This is a genomic window from Nostoc sp. C117, assembly GCF_043099735.1.
GTDB lineage: Bacteria > Cyanobacteriota > Cyanobacteriia > Cyanobacteriales > Nostocaceae > Nostoc.
Genome location: NZ_CP170991.1, coordinates 6,339,530 through 6,358,500, shown reverse-complemented (window position 1 = coordinate 6,358,500; position 18,971 = coordinate 6,339,530). Strand labels below are relative to the sequence as shown.

Below are 18,971 nucleotides of genomic sequence, written 5' to 3'. Positions count from 1 at the left end.
TTGATATAGATTCCAATACTTGTCGGTTAAGGGGAAAAGGGGAAAGGGAAAGGGGAAAGAAAAAACCTTTAACCTTTACCCTTTAACCTTTTCCCCAAACCCAATTCCGAGTTAAAAATGCTTTACCCGAGCAGTATTGATATAGATTCTTGCAGGGGGAGCAAGAATAGTGATTTATATCAATAATTTCCTGAAATGGTATCAATACAGTGAATTTTCAGCGGTTCGTTTCCAACCACTGAATTATCTTATCAGGTAATTCCTGTTTCATCCTACTACTTACATCAATACAAACATGTCTAGTAATAGCCTTAGCAACGAGGATTTCACCGACAGTAATTTCATAATTAATTTCAAACTTTTCAACACCTATTTTTTGGCAAATTAAGCTAATTAGCAACTTATCTCCTACAAATATAGGGCGCAAAAAATCCACACTAGCATGAACAATGGGGAAAGCTACAGATGGATTAATAAAAAAATCTTTGAGATTAATATTTGATGCTTCTAGAGATTCTTCATAAGCTTCATGACAAATACCCAAAACATTAGCAAAATAAACTACTCTAGCAGCATCGGTATCTTGAAAGCGAACCGTGCGATTATAAGTAAAAGACATTTTTGAGAATTGAATTACGATTTAGTGAAAGTTTTTATTTTTGCATATAAGTCAACAGTATGTGTAATTGAAGGAAGCAGAAGGCAGAAGGTTTTATTCAGAAGGAGATTCAGACCCCTTCTGAATAAGAGCCACCAAATTTTTAATAGGCAGACAAGAGCGATCGCTATCAACTGTGCTGGTAGGTTCTTCTGACTTTTCATGTCATCTGGAAAAACAAACCGAGTGCAGTGTGTGAGATGTATTGTGTAGTAAGACTTTCATCATTTTCCCTATACTCCGCATTGACTCGCTAACGCTGCGCTATTTGCCTCTTGCGTCTCTTGCTAAAAAATACAAAAAACGAAACCCTTGAAAAAGATTCCGTTTTTATAGTCAAAAAAGAACCCTATAACCAATCACTTTGCGACAAGCGGGTGATGGGCTGCTGCGAACTCATCGGCAACAAGTGCCGACAACGTTGATATGTCCAGCGCCAAGGCGAACCCGCAGATAATTTCGGCAAGACGAGGGGACTTCCCAGTGCCATCACAGCCGATCATCCGTAGAGCTTCGTTTTGATGCGGTAGACGCGTCCCCCCGCCTACCGTACCAATTAGCAAACTAGGCAGTACTAAGCTCGCGTAAACAGCCTCGCCGTTGTCCACCAGATCCATCGTCAAGTGTCCGACGCTGGACTCGTGTACGCTTGCAATATCCTGTCCAGTGGCTGTGAAAATCGCTGCTACCATATTTGCGATGTTGATGTTTACACCGATCATTCCGGATGCTATTGCTCCCGCAGTGAGAGAGTGATAGCCACTAACAAGTTGATCTGGCGTCACATTCAAGATCCGCTTGGTAGCTTTGGCGGTTAGCTTGCACTCCGCTACCGATCTTGTACCACGACCGAACATGAAATTGTTGTACGTGACTTTTTTATCATTGGATAAATTCGACTCGATAATAAAGCGGTTGACCTTGATTCCGAAAGTATCGGAAATTTGATCCATGATCCAGTGACATGCCTTCCAAGTACAGCCAGTTGTCATATTTTGACCAGCTGCATCCCCAGAGTCATAGACAAAGTGCATATGTAGATCGCGACCGAGGATCTGCGGCTCGATACGTTTCAAGTCGGCGTGTTTCGACATCAGCTGCGTCTGCTTACGGATATCCAGAAAGCGAGATTTTACCCACTGAGCCAGGAACAACGCATCATGCAAATCTGCCATCTGAAATAGCGGCACGCGCGCGATCCGTCGATCGAGAACAGCAGTGGTGACTCCACCACTGCATGTAATTGCTGTCGCACCGCGTGTCGCCGAGGCAATTAACGACCCTTCTGTTGTCGCCATCGCAGCGAATATGTGTCCCTTCACGTGCTGACCGTAAAACATCAGCGGACCGGCAGCACCAACAGGAATCTCAACAGTGCCAATGAATGACTCTGTAACGCGCTTAAGAGTTTCGGGTTGAATATCTGTGTTCCCAATATGCTTCATCTCGACTCCAGTATGTTCTTCGATGAAGCTTAGACGACGCTGACGGGCGCTCTCGGTATATTGTCCACGACCGGGCAGCCTTGGCCATTCTTTGACTTCCTTGGGTTTGTCGAGCGGTCGCATATTTGTGAAAAACACACTCCAGAACTTCTGTTCACTCTCGGAACTTAAGAACGATGCCGATATCGAGTAATGGTTATTTTGCTGGACAACGCTTACAATGTTGAGCGAAATCTGATAGATGAAACCTCTTAGAAATTGGAACTCCACCAATTCGACGGTTCCAGGAGAGGAACTCATCCACAAGTTCCGTGTTCGGAATTTTAACAACCCAGCTTCAATGGACTCTAGCTGCATGTCTCGACTATCTTCCAGTCCATCGTTGTGGTCAGTCGCCTTTGCTATACCGAATAGGGCTGCATTTACGATCCGTGACGGCATCTGCACACAATTGGTCATTAGTAATTCTTCCTTTTGACATAAATAGCAAAATAGCCAAAATTTTTGCCCGATCTGTGCAAGACAATCTCATACCGAGATGAAGGTTTTTCCTTGTCAGGAACACTATCGGACTTTATATCCGCAAATGAAGACTTAATCCTACACGGAATGAACTCGGTATCAGTCTTATGACTGAATTGTATGTAATTTCGATTATCTTAAGCTGTTGTGCTTGTCATCTGGTTAACTAATAGTTAAAATACCGCTTTTTGTTTAACTCGTAATAATCAAAGATAAAGATTATCAATGCAAAATAGCTCATCACTTAGTTAAGCAATTCAAGCTGATTATTATGTTTGAAAATGTCAACATTCAGGGGATAACATCACGCTGTAAACCGAAACAAGATGAGGATCGCAAGTATTTACCATACTCAGTGCTGTTAGCCGATAGCTAAGGTTTAGCCCGTGCTGAGTTTTGAAGTTGAATACTCAGTACTTTCGCTCTATTGTAAAAGCCTCACCCCTCTCTGCCATACGCTGCGCGAACGTGGGCGATCTTTTAATTCTAAGCCGAGGAATTCGAAACTCAGCACTTTTCATTTAATTAAATATCTGGGCTGAATAAAGCGATCGCCAATTCTGTATCGGAAGTCCTTGGAAAACAGGATAAAATAACGCCCAAGAGCATGTTGCCAGACAGGGTAAATTACCTGTCATAGCTCTTGAGTGTGGAAACCCTCAATCGAAATTGGATGATATAAATAAAACTTTCACCCTAAAAACGGAGAGGGGGAGATTCGAACTCCCGGAGGTTTTAGCCTCATCCGATTTCAAGTCGGACGCAATCGACCACTCTGCCACCTCTCCAGTAAATCTGTCAAACTTATGCATACCCTACTTTCAGACGTTATTCGGCGCTTTTGTTGGTTAGCACTAAAGCTGACAGATAATACTATATCCTATGATCTACGCAGATTGCACTACCGGATGCGAATGTCTACGACACAATCCGCGATCGCTCATACAAAATTTCCTCCTCTGCCACCTGGAAATCATTCCCCACCCAAACTAGAGAAACTTGCGAAACCACACCTGCCTCTAGGGAGACAATGGAAAAATTACGCAACTTTTCGCTGCCATTTTCCACAATCCTCGGCACGGTGGCTGCATTCAAGTAAATTGTTCCCTCTGGACTTCTAAAAACGGGCTTTCGCAGCACCTTCTTGGTATGGCGGAGAGTTCGGTGCATATGACCAAATGTCACCAGAGGAATGATTTTACCAGCAGTCAAGGCTTGAGAAATCGCCTCGCCAAAATCTGGATCGCCAAAGTCGCCGCCAATTGGGTGCCAGTCTTTGCCGCAGGGATCTTCGGGGCGATCGCCTAAACCACTAGGTCCGTTATGACCCAGAAAAATAATCGTCTGGTAAGCAGCGCTTTTCACCGCTTTGACGATGCGATCGGCTGATTCTTCCAAATCTGTGACACCGTAACGTTCTTTACAGATTTCCGCAAATTTCCATTCCGGGCCACCCCAAGTAAAGGGACGACCCCCCACAACAGTTAATTCCCAAGCCGGAAAATCCAATTTCCCGAAACCGACATGGGACACGCCTAATAAATCGAGTTGTTCCTGTACCCAATCTTCCTTGGAGCGGTCGTAGGGAGCCTTTTTACGTCCCCACTCCGTGGCGGTGTACCAGGCGTCGTGGTTGCCCATTACGGCTGCTTTGGGAATATCGAGAGAGGCGATCGCTCTGACCACTTCCACCGACTCGTTGCCAAAATCCCCAACAAACAGCACTAAATCAACACCCAGATGCTTGAGTGCAATGCCATCTTCTACTTCCCATTGGTCGTGAACATCTCCAACTACAGCAATTTTTAGGGTTATCGAATGAGTTTTCTGACTGGTCATGCCACTTTCCTTGCCGTCTATCTCCAGGATATGAAACTCAGCCGGATTTGGACATAATTTCAAGCGATCAACCGTCCACTATTTTTGGTAAAAACTACTATAATTAATCAACGAGATAACAATTTGTAACTTAGAGCAACCCCTAACTGTGTTTACGACTGCACTAGCTCAACGAGACAAAACCCAACCGGGCGAACTACCAATAGATTTATTTGCCGCTATTGAAAGTTTGAAAAAAGAACTCAACGCAGTGATCCTGGCGCATTATTATCAAGAACCAGATATTCAGGATATTGCAGATTTTATTGGCGATTCATTACAACTAGCGAAAGCGGCAGAAAAGACTAATGCTGATGCGATCGTCTTTGCTGGTGTTCACTTCATGGCAGAAACAGCAAAGATACTTAATCCCGATAAATTAGTACTTTTACCAGATTTGAACGCTGGTTGTTCTTTAGCGGATAGTTGTCCACCAGAGGCGTTTGCAGCTTTTAAAGCAGCGCATCCAAACCATTTGGTGGTGTCTTACATCAATTGCTCTGCTGAGATTAAAGCAATGAGCGACATTATTTGCACTAGTTCTAACGCTGTCAAAATTGTACAGCAAATACCAACAGATCAACCGATTATTTTTGCTCCAGATCGGAATTTGGGGCGCTACGTTATGGAACAGACCAGACGAGATTTGTTGCTGTGGCAAGGTAGCTGTGTTGTTCATGAAACCTTTTCCGAAAAGAAAATTGTCGAGTTAAAAATTGCCCACCCAGAAGCAGAGGCGATCGCCCATCCAGAATGTGAAGCTAGTGTATTGCGCCACGCCAGCTTTATTGGCTCCACAGCCGCTTTACTCAAGTATTGTCAAAGCAGCCCTACTAAAGAATTTATCGTGGCAACGGAGCCTGGAATCATTCACCAAATGCAAAAACTCGCTCCTGACAAGCGTTTTATTCCCGCCCCACCGATAAATAACTGTGCTTGTAACGAATGTCCATTTATGCGTTTAAACACCCTAGAAAAGCTCTACTGGGCAATGAAAAATCGCACTCCCGAAATCACTATGTCAGAAGATATCCGCCTAGCTGCACTCCGACCAATGCAACGAATGCTGGAGTTAAGCTAATCCCACCCCTAAAAGGGGACGGGATTTCACGTTAACGGTTGACGGTTGACGGTTGACGGTTAACAGTTAACAGTCATCAGTAACGGAGCCGCAGTTATTTTTGCTAACTACTTGCCAAGTATAAAAGCTAATGGTAGGATGTAAAATCGTGAGACAAATGGGTCGGTGTCCGAGTGGTTAATGGAGACGGACTGTAAATCCGTTGGCTAGCGCCTACGCTGGTTCAAATCCAGCCCGGCCCACTTCTTACGAACTAATTAAGTTATAATGGCTGGGTGATAATAAAACTCCCCATCTTTATAGCTTAAAAAAAAGTAAAATTTTGCCCGTGTGGCTCAGTGGTAGAGCACACCCTTGGTAAGGGTGAGGTCACGAGTTCAATCCTCGTCACGGGCTTTGTATTTTTGAAACAAGATTCAGAAGCCATAATTGAGCATCATTATAAGCTCTTCTGTTCAGAGACGGTTCGGAATCTACCATTCTCTTGAATATGAATCAATCGTTACATAGAAATAATAATAATTTATGAACGACAACTGAGAAATCTGTCCTCCCTATTTGGAATGAGCTGGCGATTCAATGATTCTTAACCTTTGATTGACTTAAAGATAGATCCAGGAATTCGTCTAATTCGATACAATTTATAAGCAGAGAGAGCCAAGGAGAACGAAGGTGGTCTTATTAAAAGGCTTTGAGATTGAGATGTACACCGGCACGCCTCAAGGTGAAATAATTGGTCTCTCCGACAAAATTGTTGCCGCTTTGGATGGATTTGTACGAGAACCAGATAGCCGCAACGTCGAATACATCACCGAGCCACTCGCTAATTACGAGAATTTATTATGTGCCTTGCTACGTCCCCGGCGCAAGTTGCGAAACTACCTCGATCGCTTGGGCAATTACACCCTAATACCGGGGAGTACTATGTCTTTAGGTGGGAGCGATCGCTTTTTGCGTTCCGATCCAGCTAACCCCTATCATGACTACATTGAACAAACCTACGGCACAAAAGTAGTCACCGCTAGCGTACACATAAATGTAGGCATTAGCGACCCAGAAATATTAATGCGGGCGTGTCGGGTAATTCGCTTAGAAGCGCCTTTATTCCTTGCTCTGAGCGCCTCATCTCCGTTTTTGGATGGCAAAGCTACTGGCTATCACTCCACCCGTTGGGGTCTCTTCCCGCAAACCCCTAGCCATGTGCCGTTATTTACCAGCCACGCCCATCATATTCAATGGGTGGAAGATCAGCTTGCTGCTGGAACAATGCAAAATGTGCGGCATTTATGGGCATCAGTGCGACCAAATGGCGATCGCCGTCCCTACGATCTCAATCGGCTAGAACTGCGAATTTGCGATTTAGTCACAGATCCCATTGCCTTGCTAGCAATTAGTGCCTTATTAGAAGCGCGCTTGTTGCAAATAATCGAAAATCCCAGCATCGATCCATTAACTCAAAGTACCTTTTCTCCTGAAGAACTTGTCACGCTGACTGCTGACAACGAAACTGCGGCGGCGACTTCTAGTCTTGATGCTCAACTGAGACATTGGCAAGATGGCAGAAGCATCACAGCCAGAGATTGGATTCACGAGATTTACCAAGATGTTTGGGCGATCGCTAAGCAACAAGGCTTTAGCTGTTTCCTTTCACCTTTGCACAAAATCCTCCGCGAAGGCAATGAAGCTCAACAATGGTTACAGTTACACGCAGTCGGTGTTGACAGCCAGCGCGTTATCACCCAAGCGATCATCGCCACCCAAGAACGCGAAATCGAACTCGAAAACAAATTGTGTTCCTCTCTCCTGGCCTAGGGGAGATGGGGAGACTTGTACAGAGTTTCCACTACGCTCAACTACCGCAAAGCCAAAGTAGCCGAAGTATGGGGAGAGAATTTCATCCCACCCAATGCCCCATTCCCAAATAAATCTACATAAAACTTAATATTTGTTGATTTTAGCCAGAAACCCTCTCAGGCACTGTTCGGAGAGGGTTTAAGCTTCGTTTTAAAAATCTAATCGATGGGGAATGCTTGATTATTATTAACAAAACCTATGAATAGCCTCTGCCTTTTGGTAGATTTTACATTGACAACAAATTGTTTTATACAACACGTAAATTATACGGATAATGCCTCAGGTAGTTTTAGTTAACCCCCAAATTCCTCCTAACACAGGTAATATTGCCCGTACTTGTGCAGCTACGGGTACGGAGTTACATTTGGTGGGTCCTTTGGGATTTGAAATTAGCGATCGCTACCTCAAAAGAGCTGGCTTAGATTACTGGCCTTACGTCAAACTCCACTATCACGAATCGTTAGAAGCCTTTAAAATCGTACATCATGACCGTGGAGGCAGATGGTTAGGTTATACCGTAGGTGGAAATTTTAATTATGTCAGCTTTCAATTTCAAGCTGATGATTGGCTGCTGTTTGGTAGTGAAACTACTGGCTTACCACCAACAGTTTTGTCAGATTGTGATGCTACGTTGTATATTCCTATGAGCCAACCTGGGGTTCGTAGCTTGAATCTGTCAGTTAGTGTGGCAATTGGCTTGTTTGAAACTCGTCGTCAATTAGGCTATTTAAAATAGCTGTTTACTTAAATTACCTAAATATATACACTTAGGTAATTTCGATCAATCAATTGACAAGGAGGATTTTTGAGGCTGAAAACTTTCCTTGTTACTGCAAAATAAATGTAAAAAAATACACCGTAAATTTTATTTTTTGCTCAATTGTAGTGGAAGATACTTACAACTATGGGAAGATTGTTATAAGAAATTTGTATATAAAATTCGGGATAATGCCAAATTTGAATGATAGATTTTGATGAATTTGAAGCATCACATCTTGAGTTAGAAAAAGGCTGAAAGTCACTAATAAAAGACATTTGAGCCATTTTTACTCGAATAATTCCAGAAAGCAGCCCAAAACTAGCAAATAGATCATACGGTTGTTTTTTAGGGAATAATCAACGTAAAGTCTCGTGTTGAGGAAGACTGATGATGTAGAAATATCTTGAATATATCTACAAAAGGGGGCATAACTTTTCCAGTAGTCGCAGCAATTTAATTTTCGCAGCGATGACGGACTTGACAAATAGTTTGTCTAGTCCCCGCGATTGACGCAAGACAGACGCGGATAACGGCAAAGAAAAAACGTCCTAAATGGTTGGTGTAAGGAGTGGTTCGGACAAGTAAACAGAGCAAGCTTAAAGTTTTGCTAATACATGTGAACTTGTCTAAATCAGAGAAGCAGGTTAATCTTGCGTAAGCATCTCTGGTGAATGCGATCTCGATCTATCGTCCGTTGCGATCTAAATCATTGACTAGTATGCAATTGAAAAGATCGAGATCAGTTAAGCGCTAGTGATCATAGGAGGTCGTCTTTGAAACGAGCATTGAAAAAGAGAGTAAAAGCTGTGTTGAACAATAACCCTAGCAGCGATGATGCCCCGGTAGAACAACTAAATTTGATTAACCCAAAAGTGAACCGCCGGGTGCGGACTAAAGCCGCAATGATTGGCTTGGCAATCTCTATGGGAGCAACCAGTCTTTTGGTGACTCGACAAAGCGATCAAGCCCAAGCAGCGGTGCCAGTAGGCAGCCAAAAGGCAACCTCAACGATTCCTGCTGTTCGTGACACTGAGGTGAAATTCGCCTCCACCAAGCTGGAGTCCCAAGCAGTCTCATTAGCGAGTGTGCCTGAGAATCCTGTTATCGTGGAACCAACAGCAGTTTCACAAGTGCCTGGGCTTGAAGCTAAATGGCAAGTTGCGGCAAGTGGAATGTCTTTGCAAGTTCCTGCATCACAAACCTTTTCCCAAGCAACACCAGTTAATCAAAATCCAACTTTGAAGCCCCAAGTAGCAGAGGAATTGAACAATACCTCTGGTGAGACTACTTTTCCGACGGTAAACAAGCTATCTAACTCTGGTACTAATGGTTACGGTAGTGCAAATGCATCACAAAATGTTCTACCACAAACAGTCGCAACATCTGGGACAGCCAGCAGCGAAATAAATGCACAACTTAAGGCGCAACAAGAGTTTGCACTTAATCGCTTACAAGAAAAATCTAACCGTTTAAGAAAAAGTCTGGCACAGTTGCGGTCTGGGGATACCAAAGATTTATCACAAACTGGTAGTAGTGAATTGGCGCAGCCAACGACTGTAGTTGAGAAAACTGTATTAGCTCAGTCAGAGATTTCTGGCGATGCAAGCAAAGCCAATCTCATATCGAAGTTAAAACAGAAGACACAGGCAAGTGAAGTTGTACCAGCTACACCAACCTTGATCGCCTCCTCGACTCGAACAGCTTACGAAGTTAAGCCGGGAGATACATTAGCAGCGATCGCTACCAGATACAAAACATCAGTATCAGAATTAGTTAAGGCAAATAACCTCAATAATCCTAATCAACTCCAAATCAGTCAAAAACTGATTATTCCTACTGCTCAAGTTGGGGTAACTGTACCCACTAACCCCAGTTTTGTAGAGTCGGGCAATACTCCAAAAGTATCGACTTCGCCTGTAAGCATTGGTAGTGCTAACTCTTATCTACCTAATTCACAATCCTCAACTATTGCTGACAACAGTAGCATTACCGTCCCTGCACCAGTAACTGCTCAGATTCCAGCAAAAAATAGTGCAAGCAACTTGCAAACAGCACCTTCCACTGCAAAATATTATGGGGTCGGTGGTGAAATTCCAGTGCCACAACCTTTTGGCCAAATGGAAGAGCCTAAAACACCAACAAGTACACTAGCAAAGGTAAATAATAACAATAACGACCGTTTGCGTGGCTTACAAGCAGAAATACAGAGATTACAGCAGAAATATCGCGCTCAACAGTCTGGGAACTTAGCTGTACCAGTCGCAGCTAGTGAAACTAATAATGCTGCGATGCTCACTCCTGTTTCTAGTCCCAATAACTTCGCTGTACCCAGTGCTGTAGTTCGACCCAATAATGTAGCGATACCAATTGCAGTTCCTACACCTATTAGAGCTAACTATAGTACTCAACCAATTAAGTCCCAATTCCGTGCTACTGTAAGCCCTAACGAGGCAGTAAACCCAGAATTCTTGCCTAATCTAGGATCTGCTAGTCAATGGACTCCCTCTAGCACCTCATCTGCCACAAAGATTGCAACGCCTTCTGGAAGAGTAAATCCCTCCAACTCCTTAGGAAAGATCCACAGAAACACAATTTCTCCACAAACAGTACCACCTTTGGCAGCAGTGGATCAATATCTACCCAGAACGATTGACCAACTTACACCTCCTCCATCTAGCTCATCCTTAGCTTATGCATGGCCGACGAAAGGGACTCTTACCTCTGGCTTTGGTATGCGCTGGGGAAGACCTCACAAAGGAATTGATATTGCTAACTCCACAGGCACACCAGTGGCTTCTTCAGCTCAGGGTGTTGTGGAAAAAGCTGGTTGGAACAGCGGTGGTTATGGCAACGTTGTAGATATCCGCCATCCTGATGGTAGCTTGACTCGCTATGCTCATAACAGTAAGATTCTGGTGCAACCTGGTCAGCAGGTAAATCAGGGAGAAACAATCGCTTTAATGGGTACTACAGGTCACAGTACTGGTCCACATTGCCATTTTGAAATTCATCCATCAGGTAAGGGTGCTGTTAACCCAATAGCTTTCTTACCGGAACGCCTGTAATTCTTGATTATTTGTATGTAACTGAATTATTGCTTTGTTAATTGAGGGAGTTTATCTCCCTCTTTTGCTTTTTGGAACTTCCAAAAATAAATTATGCAAATTTATTTTAGTCAAGATTGGTGGCTTTTAAGAAAGCGTCTGCTGCCATTATTATGTGTAATATCCTTCGTTGCAGTATTGCTACTTAACAGCTTTGCCCCTGTTGTTGCCCAACTACCTCCTCAATCTCGTGAAGAAATTCGGGCGGTATGGCTCAGTGGTAACGATTTTAGCGTTTTCCGAAATCGTTCCAAGGTGCAAGCAGCGATGAGCCAACTGCGGGAATTAAACTTTAACACTGTTTATCCAGTAGTCTGGAACGATGGTTATACACATTACCCAAGCGCCATCATGCAAAAAATGGGTATTCCCTTCTTCTTCAAGGGAACAGATGGACAAGATGTGATTGCAGATATTATCAGCCAAGCCCGCAGAGAAGGGCTACTAGCAATACCCTGGTTTGAATTTGGTTTCATGGTTCCCCTAACTTCAGAACTCGCATCCCAGCATCCAGATTGGCTGACACAAAAGCACGATGGGACTCAAACTTCAATTAGTGCTGCGGGTGAAGTAGCGTGGTTGAATCCCTTTCACCCCGAAGTGCAAAAGTTTATCACCGAACTCGTGATGGAAGTCATTACTCAATACGATGCTGATGGCGTTCAATTTGACGATCATACGAGTTTACCTGTGGATTTTGGTTACGATAAGTACACAATTAGTCTATATACTCAAGAAACTGGGAATCCTCCTCCACCTAATCCCCAAGCTACAGCATGGAAAAAATGGCGGGCGGATAAAATCACTGCATTCATGGTAGACCTTTCCCAAACCGTAAAAGCTCGAAAACCGAACGCTATCTTCTCAGTTTCTCCTGTTGATTCTGAATACGCTTATAAGGTGCAACTGCAAGACTGGCTCAACTGGGTACGGTTGGGTATTGTCGATGAGTTAGTTATGCAGGTGTACCGTAATGATTTGGCAAGTTTTATCGGTCAAATTACCCGCCCAGAAATTTTAGAAACCCAAAAAATCATCCCGACTGGTATCGGTATTTTAGCGGGGTTACGAAATCGCCCAGTTTCATTATCACAAATCCAACCCCAGGTACAAGCAGTACAACAACGCGGTTTAGGTATTGGCTTTTTCTACTACGAAAGTCTTTGGGATATCGCGGCTGAACCAGCAGCGCAACGCCAGTCAGCATTTGCGGCTCTTTTCCCAAACCCAGCATTGCGCGATATTTCTCAAAATACACCCCGCCAGCCAAGTTTTGATACCGTATCCCTGCCTTTATACACAAAACCTTCACTTGGTCAACGCGTTCGCGGCTATTTTTTGGAAATGGCGATCGCCAATGGTCAATCAAGACGTATATTATTAGATACAGGGTCAGCAGGGCTGCGAGTTCCCCAAGAATTTTTAGGTAATAGTCCAATCCGCAGAACAGGACAAAATATTAAGGAGGTATTAAGTGATGGTACTATCCTTGAGGGAGAATTAGTTTATGCTAACATCCGATTTGGTTTGCTTCCCGCCGCAGAACCTGTTCCGGTACAGGTTGTTACCAGTCGCCAATGTACTGCCCAAAAGCCTAATTGTTCAGCAAAGAGTGGTGTAAAATTTTCCGGTATTATCGGCGTCAACTATTTTGAAAAGTCACTTCTCTATAATCCATTGAGAAAATTACCAGGCAACCTGAGTAACGGATTTATTATCACGGGAAATGGTGGTAGTAACAATAATGGCAGCCTAATTCTCGGCTTAACTGCTGATAATCAAGCAGGTTTCAAAATGGCTCCCTGGAGTAAACAACCCGACATGAATGGTCTACCTGGTAACAGATGGGACTCTCGACTGAGTAAAGTTTGTTTAACTATTGCTGGGAGTTCTGCTAAAAATTCTTGTAATGGCACAATGATCGCTGATACTGGAACTATTAATGGTTTTACTGAATTCAAGTCAGCTTCCACAGCAGGTAAACTCAAACCAGGAATATTACGCTCAGCAAATGCTCTGAAAGTAGCAATTAATGGCATTTTTGATTACAGCCTGACACCAGGAACCCGCGACGGATTTAATCGCTGGAATTTGAGTATTTCGCCACAGTCAGAAGTTCCTATATTTGTAAATACTGGCATCGCCTTTTTTGATAAATACGATGTCCTCTTTGACCAAGTTAATGGAAGACAGGGTTTTCGCGGTCGGCGATAAGAAAAAAGTAAAGACTTGCTTCCTCACATAATGTTCAAAACTAGTGGTCTATCCCATTAATTTGGATGGTCATACATCTTTGTAGTCAGGACTTTAGTCCTTGATTTTTTCAGCACTAAAGTCCTTACTACAAGTTTAAAGGTTTGTTCCCATTGTTACGGGAGCGATCGCTAATTTTTCGCTAATGGTAAAAATGCTCTCAAAAGTCCTACTTGATGGATATAGAATTTTTACGACTTACCAGGGTAGCTATGACCCTAAACAGACATCAAATACAGAGACTAACAGCTTTTAATTGTACGGTTCTCAACTCAAATACTTTTGAAATCTTAGGGACTTTCAAGAAATAAAATATACAGCTAACAGAAATAATAATCTAAATTAGGATGTTATACGGAAAATTCTTGAGAACACCAAGGAATATACGGAAAAATTCGGTATAATACCCAATTATCCAACAGACTTGTCCGAACATCTTAATCGCAGTTAAGCGTTCACAGACGGCACGACAACTGTTTCGCAAGCTACTGGGGTTTAATATGCTTGTCTTATAAGGGAGCAGTAAGCACATGGAAAAGATCGCGATCGTGAAATGGAGAATTTTGGAGTCGGAAACGTCCCGGATACTGAAATTGCTACCGGAGCTGGCCGAGAAGACCAGATCGGAGGAAGGCAACATTTCCTACACGATTTATCAGTCGGAAAGCGATCCTTGCGAACTCATTCTTTGCGAACACTACACTGACACTGCTGCCGCAGAATCTCACAAGCGATCGGAACACTATAAAAAAATTGTCGCAGAAGAGATCATCCCCCATCTTGAAGCCCGCGAGGTGATATTGGTGAAGAAGCTTGTTTAAAGCTCTGTCCCGAACCGAACCAAACAACCGTACTAAGGAAAAGTTATGTCAAAGAAGATTCTCATTATCGTATCGAACGCGTGCGTTATTGGTCCGAACAACCGAAGGACGGGAAATTTTCTGCCAGAGGTTGCACATCCCTATGCTGAATTCGACAGAGCAAAATACCAAATTGATTTCGCAAGTCTCACCGGAGATACGCCGTTTCTGGATGCGCTCAATCTTGCTGACGACCCTGACAACCTAGCCTTCTTAGTAGGAAAAGGGTGGGCCTCAATGCAGAAAGCGAAGAAGCTCTCAGACGTGGAGGTCAGCCAGTACGATGCCATCTTTATGCCTGGCGGTTTGGCACCAATGGTCGATATGCCTGAACATCCACTTCTCAAAAAGGTTGTGAAAGAGACATACGAGCGGGGCGCTGTTGTTGGGGCCGTTTGTCACGGTCCAGCCTCGTTACTGAACGTTAAGTTGAGCAACGACACTCTCCTGCTCGCCGGGAAGAATATCAGTTCATTTACGAACGACGAGGAAGAAAACTACGCAAAAGCTGATGTGCCTTTCGAGTTAGAAACGGCGCTCACCAAACAAGGCGCACTCTTCCACAAGACGGCACCCTGGCAGGCATTCAGCATCGCCGATGGAAATCTCGTCACCGGACAGAATCCTGCTTCTGCCAAAGGTGTCGCAGAGAAGATGATCGCGCTCTTAGAGTCTGCTTGAGGCAGCATCATTAAGACGGTGCTCGGTCGCTGCATAACAATTGCGGTGCAACGGATTGATAGTGATAACGGCGTATCATATTAACTGATATTTTTATTTGTATAGCAATCCTAAATGAGTTGTGAAAATGCACGATGTCTAGATTTCTGACTTCTTCGAGAAGTCGGGTATCTAATTTTTCAGGAATGATTTAGGATTGCTATATTAACCAATTTCCAACATAGAAAAAAAGTTTTGGTTGATACTATTTATATCGTCTGCGATACTTTCACCAGCAAAATACATTAGCCATCTCCTACAACTGATTCTAATTGTTGAGACAGTAAATGTGTGTCTCTTGATGTTAAAGCAGGTAAATACACTGTAAATTGACTACCTCTGCTTACCTGACTGTAAAGATTGACAAAACCACCGTGATTCTTAATAATGCTCAATGCCGTGGAAAGTCCTAAACCTGTACCTTTTCCTACCTCTTTTGTAGTGAAAAATGGTTCAAAAATCCTTTGTTGGACTTCCGACGACATCCCCATACCAGTATCCGTTACCACGATCGCAATATAAGAACCCACTTTGGCAGCAAAATTAATCTGGGCACAATATTTACCAATTACAAAATTTTCCGCCGCAATCCTCAAGATACCGCCATTAGGCATGGCATCACGGGCGTTGAACACTAAATTCATCAGTACTTGATACAATTGAGTTGTGTCTCCACGGACGCACCAAAGATTTTTGGCAATATCTATCTGGCAGATAATATCTTTGGGGAATGTTTGAGCGATAATTTGCTCAATTTCTGCGATTACAGGCTGAATTTGAACAATTGTCCCTTTGCTTTCGATATCGGGTGTAAAGGATAAGATTTGTTTGAGTAAATTAGCACCACGTTTAACATTCTTTTCTAAGGTTTGTAGTACTTTCTGGCTCTGGGAGTCCGGTAATTTCTTCTGCAACAGTTGAACTGACATTAAAATTGGCGATAGTATATTGTTGAGATCGTGGACGATACCACTAGCTAAAGTACCAATGCTCTCCAAACGTTGCGATCGCCAAAGTTGAGCTTGTAATTCTTTCTGCTCTGTAATTTCAGTGTTCACACTCAAAATCGATTTGGGTTGTCCATTCTCATGTCGTAACAATATCCACCGACTTTCAACGATAATTTCCTGACCTTCTTTTGTCAGTTGATGCAACTCACCCCACCACTCACCAGTATTCATCACCTTTAAGTAAGCATCTTCTAGCTGTGGTGAACTTTCTTTATACAAAAGTTGCAAAATATTCTTACCTACAACTTCTTCCAATTTCCAACCGTAAAGACTCTGGGCACCTTTATTCCAAAATAAAATATGATTGTGGATATTTCGCACTACAATGGCATCCTTGGCTACATCCACCAACAACTGTTGTTCGCGAATTTTCTGTTCTGCTTGCTGAAGTCGCCTGATATAACGCCACAACAAGTCATACAATAATGCCACAAATACTAAATCCACAACAATAACTGCAACAAATGTAACTATGGCTTTTTCAGAAGTTAGTTGTGACTCCTCCATCTGTTGCTGTAATAAATTTTGCTCTTTTTTTAAAGAGTCGTGAATCAGCTGTTGAATCTCTTTGCTGATTTCCTTGTCTTTATCAGACAAAATTAGCTGTCGAGTTGCCTCTAATCCTTGGTTTTGTCTTAAATCAACTTCTTGTTGGAGGATGTTCTGTCTGTTGGCAATTTTTTGCTCCAATAAAGAAAACCACTGTTGATTTTGATGGTTATTTGCAGTTAAATTGCTGAGAATTTTGATATTTTCATCGATTTTTTGATCTGCCTGAAGATAAGTTTGCAGGTAGTCTATATCAGAGGTAATTAAGTAATTACGTTGTGCAGTTTCAGTATCTTGCAGTGTCTCTCGTATACTTTCAAGTTGATTAATAACTTCCTGAGACTCTGCCATCCATTGTTTGTGATGAATCAGCTTAATAGTGTTATCAAAAGAGACTAAAGTATTAGTAAATACAACTGCCAATGCCAAGATAAATATCGCTTTGTGCTTTTGGACTCTAGACCATTTTTTTATCATGCGATCGCCCTTTTTTGCCGCTGACGCCCTCCATTAGTTAAGAGTAAAGACCGAAAAAAAATACTGAAAATATTGGAACAAATTTGACAACACGGATAATAAAATACAATCTGTTAAAGTGCTAAATATCTTGATTTTGCGGATAATTATCTATACATAATACTCACAAATAAAACCGCTAATTTTTAATATAAATTAATTTTTGTCATTAGCCCTTTACACTAATGATTAATGACACGCCTGAGTACTCACAGTGCAATATTTCTGTGGGTAACAATTAGATTATTCTGCAAAAGCTTGACATGTTTCACCAAGTATGTTGATAATTATAGTTTGTGGAAACTTTACCTCATAATATAAACGCTTGGCTAACGTAATTGTCATAGGTGCCCAGTGGGGCGATGAAGGAAAAGGTAAAATAACAGATTTACTCAGCCGTTCGGCAGATGTTGTGGTACGTTACCAAGGGGGTGTCAATGCTGGACACACAATTGTAGTCAAAGGTCAGACCTTTAAATTACACTTGATTCCCTCTGGTATTTTGTATCCAAATACCGATTGCATTATCGGCACTGGAACAGTCATCGACCCACAGATATTGATAGCAGAACTGGATCAACTAAAAGAATTAAATATTTCCACTGACCACCTGCTGATATCTGAGACCGCTCACGTAACGATGCCTTATCATCGATTGATTGACCAAGCATCAGAAGAACGACGTGGAAGCCATAAGATCGGCACTACAGGTCGGGGTATTGGTCCGACTTATGCTGATAAATCTGAACGTACAGGTATTCGGATTTTGGATTTGATGGACTCCGATGGACTACGCGAGCAGTTGGAGTGGACGATTAATTATAAAAACACCATTTTAGAAAAGCTTTACAACTTACCGCCTCTAAATCCACAAGAGGTTATTGAAGAATATCTAGGGTATGCAGAACGCTTGCGACCTTACGTCATTGATACATCATTGAAAATATATGATGCAGTTCTGCGACGGCGCAATATTCTATTTGAAGGCGCACAAGGTACACTCCTAGACTTAGATCACGGAACTTATCCTTATGTTACCTCCTCTAACCCAGTAGCCGGGGGGGCTTGCGTTGGTACAGGGCTAGGACCGACAATGATAGATCGGGTAATTGGGGTGTCAAAAGCTTATACCACACGAGTGGGAGAGGGACCATTTCCCACTGAACTGCATGGAGAATTGGGAGAATTGTTGTGCGATCGCGGTGCCGAATTTGGCACAACCACCGGACGCAAACGGCGTTGCGGTTGGTTTGATGCCGTAATTGGTCGTTATGCCGTCCGGATTAACGGTATGGATTGTATGGCACTCACTAAACTAGATGTCCTCGATGAATTAGAAGAAATCCAAGTTTGTGTCGCCTATGAAATAGATGGCCAACGCAGCGAACACTTCCCCACTAGTTCCCGTCAATTTGCTAGATGTCGCCCCATCTACAAAACCTTACCGGGATGGCAAGTGTCAACAAGTCACTGCCGCACCCTGGAAGAATTGCCACAGCAAGCGCTGGATTATCTAAAATTCTTAGCAGAATTGATGAAAGTCCCGATCGCGATCGTTTCACTCGGAGCAAGCCGCGATCAAACGATAATCGTAGAAGACCCCATCCACGGTCCCAAACGGGCTTTATTGCACGCCGACGGTACACCTGCTACCTTGCTAAGTGCTTAGTCAGTGCTGAGTGGGGAGTGGGGAGATGAGGGAGACAAGGGGACAAGGAGATAAACAAAACTCTAACTCTTAACTCAGCACTCAGCGCTTTT

General features: G+C 43.0%; 12 protein-coding genes and 3 tRNA genes. 10 read left to right on the top strand and 5 right to left on the bottom strand.

What is annotated here, in order from left to right; translation table 11 throughout:
* Positions 1-217: 217 nt before the first annotated feature.
* The 4 genes from ACFG4S_RS27280 to ACFG4S_RS27265 all read right to left on the bottom strand — a co-directional run bounded on the left by ACFG4S_RS27280 (position 218) and on the right by ACFG4S_RS27265 (position 4,464).
* On the bottom strand, positions 218-619 hold the full coding sequence (locus tag ACFG4S_RS27280; RefSeq protein ID WP_392532056.1) for an acyl-CoA thioesterase: 402 nt from the start codon (positions 617-619) through the stop codon (positions 218-220).
* A gap of 398 nt (positions 620-1,017) precedes the next feature.
* Positions 1,018-2,562, bottom strand: a complete 1,545-nt coding sequence (locus ACFG4S_RS27275) for a hydroxymethylglutaryl-CoA reductase (RefSeq protein WP_392532055.1) — start codon at positions 2,560-2,562, stop codon at positions 1,018-1,020.
* Between the two features lie 766 nt (positions 2,563-3,328).
* Positions 3,329-3,413 (bottom strand) — tRNA-Ser (locus tag ACFG4S_RS27270).
* Between the two features lie 130 nt (positions 3,414-3,543).
* Positions 3,544-4,464, bottom strand: coding sequence for a TIGR04168 family protein (locus ACFG4S_RS27265; RefSeq protein ID WP_392532054.1), 921 nt, complete (start codon positions 4,462-4,464; stop codon positions 3,544-3,546).
* Between the two features lie 148 nt (positions 4,465-4,612).
* Between ACFG4S_RS27265 and nadA the strand changes: the two genes are divergently transcribed.
* From nadA to ACFG4S_RS27220, 9 genes are all read left to right on the top strand, one after another.
* On the top strand, positions 4,613-5,584 hold the full coding sequence (gene nadA, locus ACFG4S_RS27260; RefSeq protein WP_392532053.1) for a quinolinate synthase NadA: 972 nt from the start codon (positions 4,613-4,615) through the stop codon (positions 5,582-5,584).
* A 159-nt stretch (positions 5,585-5,743) separates the two neighbouring features.
* A tRNA-Tyr gene (locus tag ACFG4S_RS27255) sits at positions 5,744-5,826 on the top strand.
* An 82-nt stretch (positions 5,827-5,908) separates the two neighbouring features.
* Positions 5,909-5,980, top strand: a tRNA-Thr gene (locus tag ACFG4S_RS27250).
* Between the two features lie 276 nt (positions 5,981-6,256).
* Positions 6,257-7,396 (top strand): glutamate--cysteine ligase, encoded by a 1,140-nt coding sequence (gene gshA / locus ACFG4S_RS27245; RefSeq protein WP_392532052.1) that lies wholly within the window; start codon positions 6,257-6,259, stop codon positions 7,394-7,396.
* A 316-nt stretch (positions 7,397-7,712) separates the two neighbouring features.
* Positions 7,713-8,174 carry a tRNA (cytidine(34)-2'-O)-methyltransferase gene (locus ACFG4S_RS27240; protein WP_392532051.1) on the top strand — a complete coding sequence of 154 codons (462 nt, stop codon included), beginning with the start codon at positions 7,713-7,715 and terminating at the stop codon, positions 8,172-8,174.
* A gap of 830 nt (positions 8,175-9,004) precedes the next feature.
* Positions 9,005-11,263, top strand: a complete 2,259-nt coding sequence (locus ACFG4S_RS27235) for a peptidoglycan DD-metalloendopeptidase family protein (RefSeq protein WP_392532050.1) — start codon at positions 9,005-9,007, stop codon at positions 11,261-11,263.
* A gap of 93 nt (positions 11,264-11,356) precedes the next feature.
* Positions 11,357-13,516 carry a glycoside hydrolase family 10 protein gene (locus tag ACFG4S_RS27230; RefSeq protein WP_392532049.1) on the top strand — a complete coding sequence of 720 codons (2,160 nt, stop codon included), beginning with the start codon at positions 11,357-11,359 and terminating at the stop codon, positions 13,514-13,516.
* Between the two features lie 569 nt (positions 13,517-14,085).
* Entirely contained in the window at positions 14,086-14,376 is a 291-nt protein-coding gene (locus ACFG4S_RS27225) for a putative quinol monooxygenase (protein WP_392532048.1), read from the top strand.
* 45 nt (positions 14,377-14,421) lie between these two features.
* A complete protein-coding gene (locus tag ACFG4S_RS27220; protein ID WP_190882226.1) occupies positions 14,422-15,096 on the top strand; it encodes a type 1 glutamine amidotransferase domain-containing protein in 675 nt (224 codons plus the stop codon).
* A 284-nt stretch (positions 15,097-15,380) separates the two neighbouring features.
* Here the strand turns inward: ACFG4S_RS27220 and ACFG4S_RS27215 are convergent, their stop codons facing one another.
* Complete coding sequence (locus ACFG4S_RS27215; protein ID WP_392532047.1) at positions 15,381-17,171, bottom strand: CHASE3 domain-containing protein; 1,791 nt, start codon at positions 17,169-17,171, stop codon at positions 15,381-15,383.
* A gap of 364 nt (positions 17,172-17,535) precedes the next feature.
* Between ACFG4S_RS27215 and ACFG4S_RS27210 the strand changes: the two genes are divergently transcribed.
* Entirely contained in the window at positions 17,536-18,879 is a 1,344-nt protein-coding gene (locus ACFG4S_RS27210; RefSeq protein WP_392532046.1) for an adenylosuccinate synthase, read from the top strand.
* The last annotated feature ends 92 nt before the right edge of the window (positions 18,880-18,971 follow it).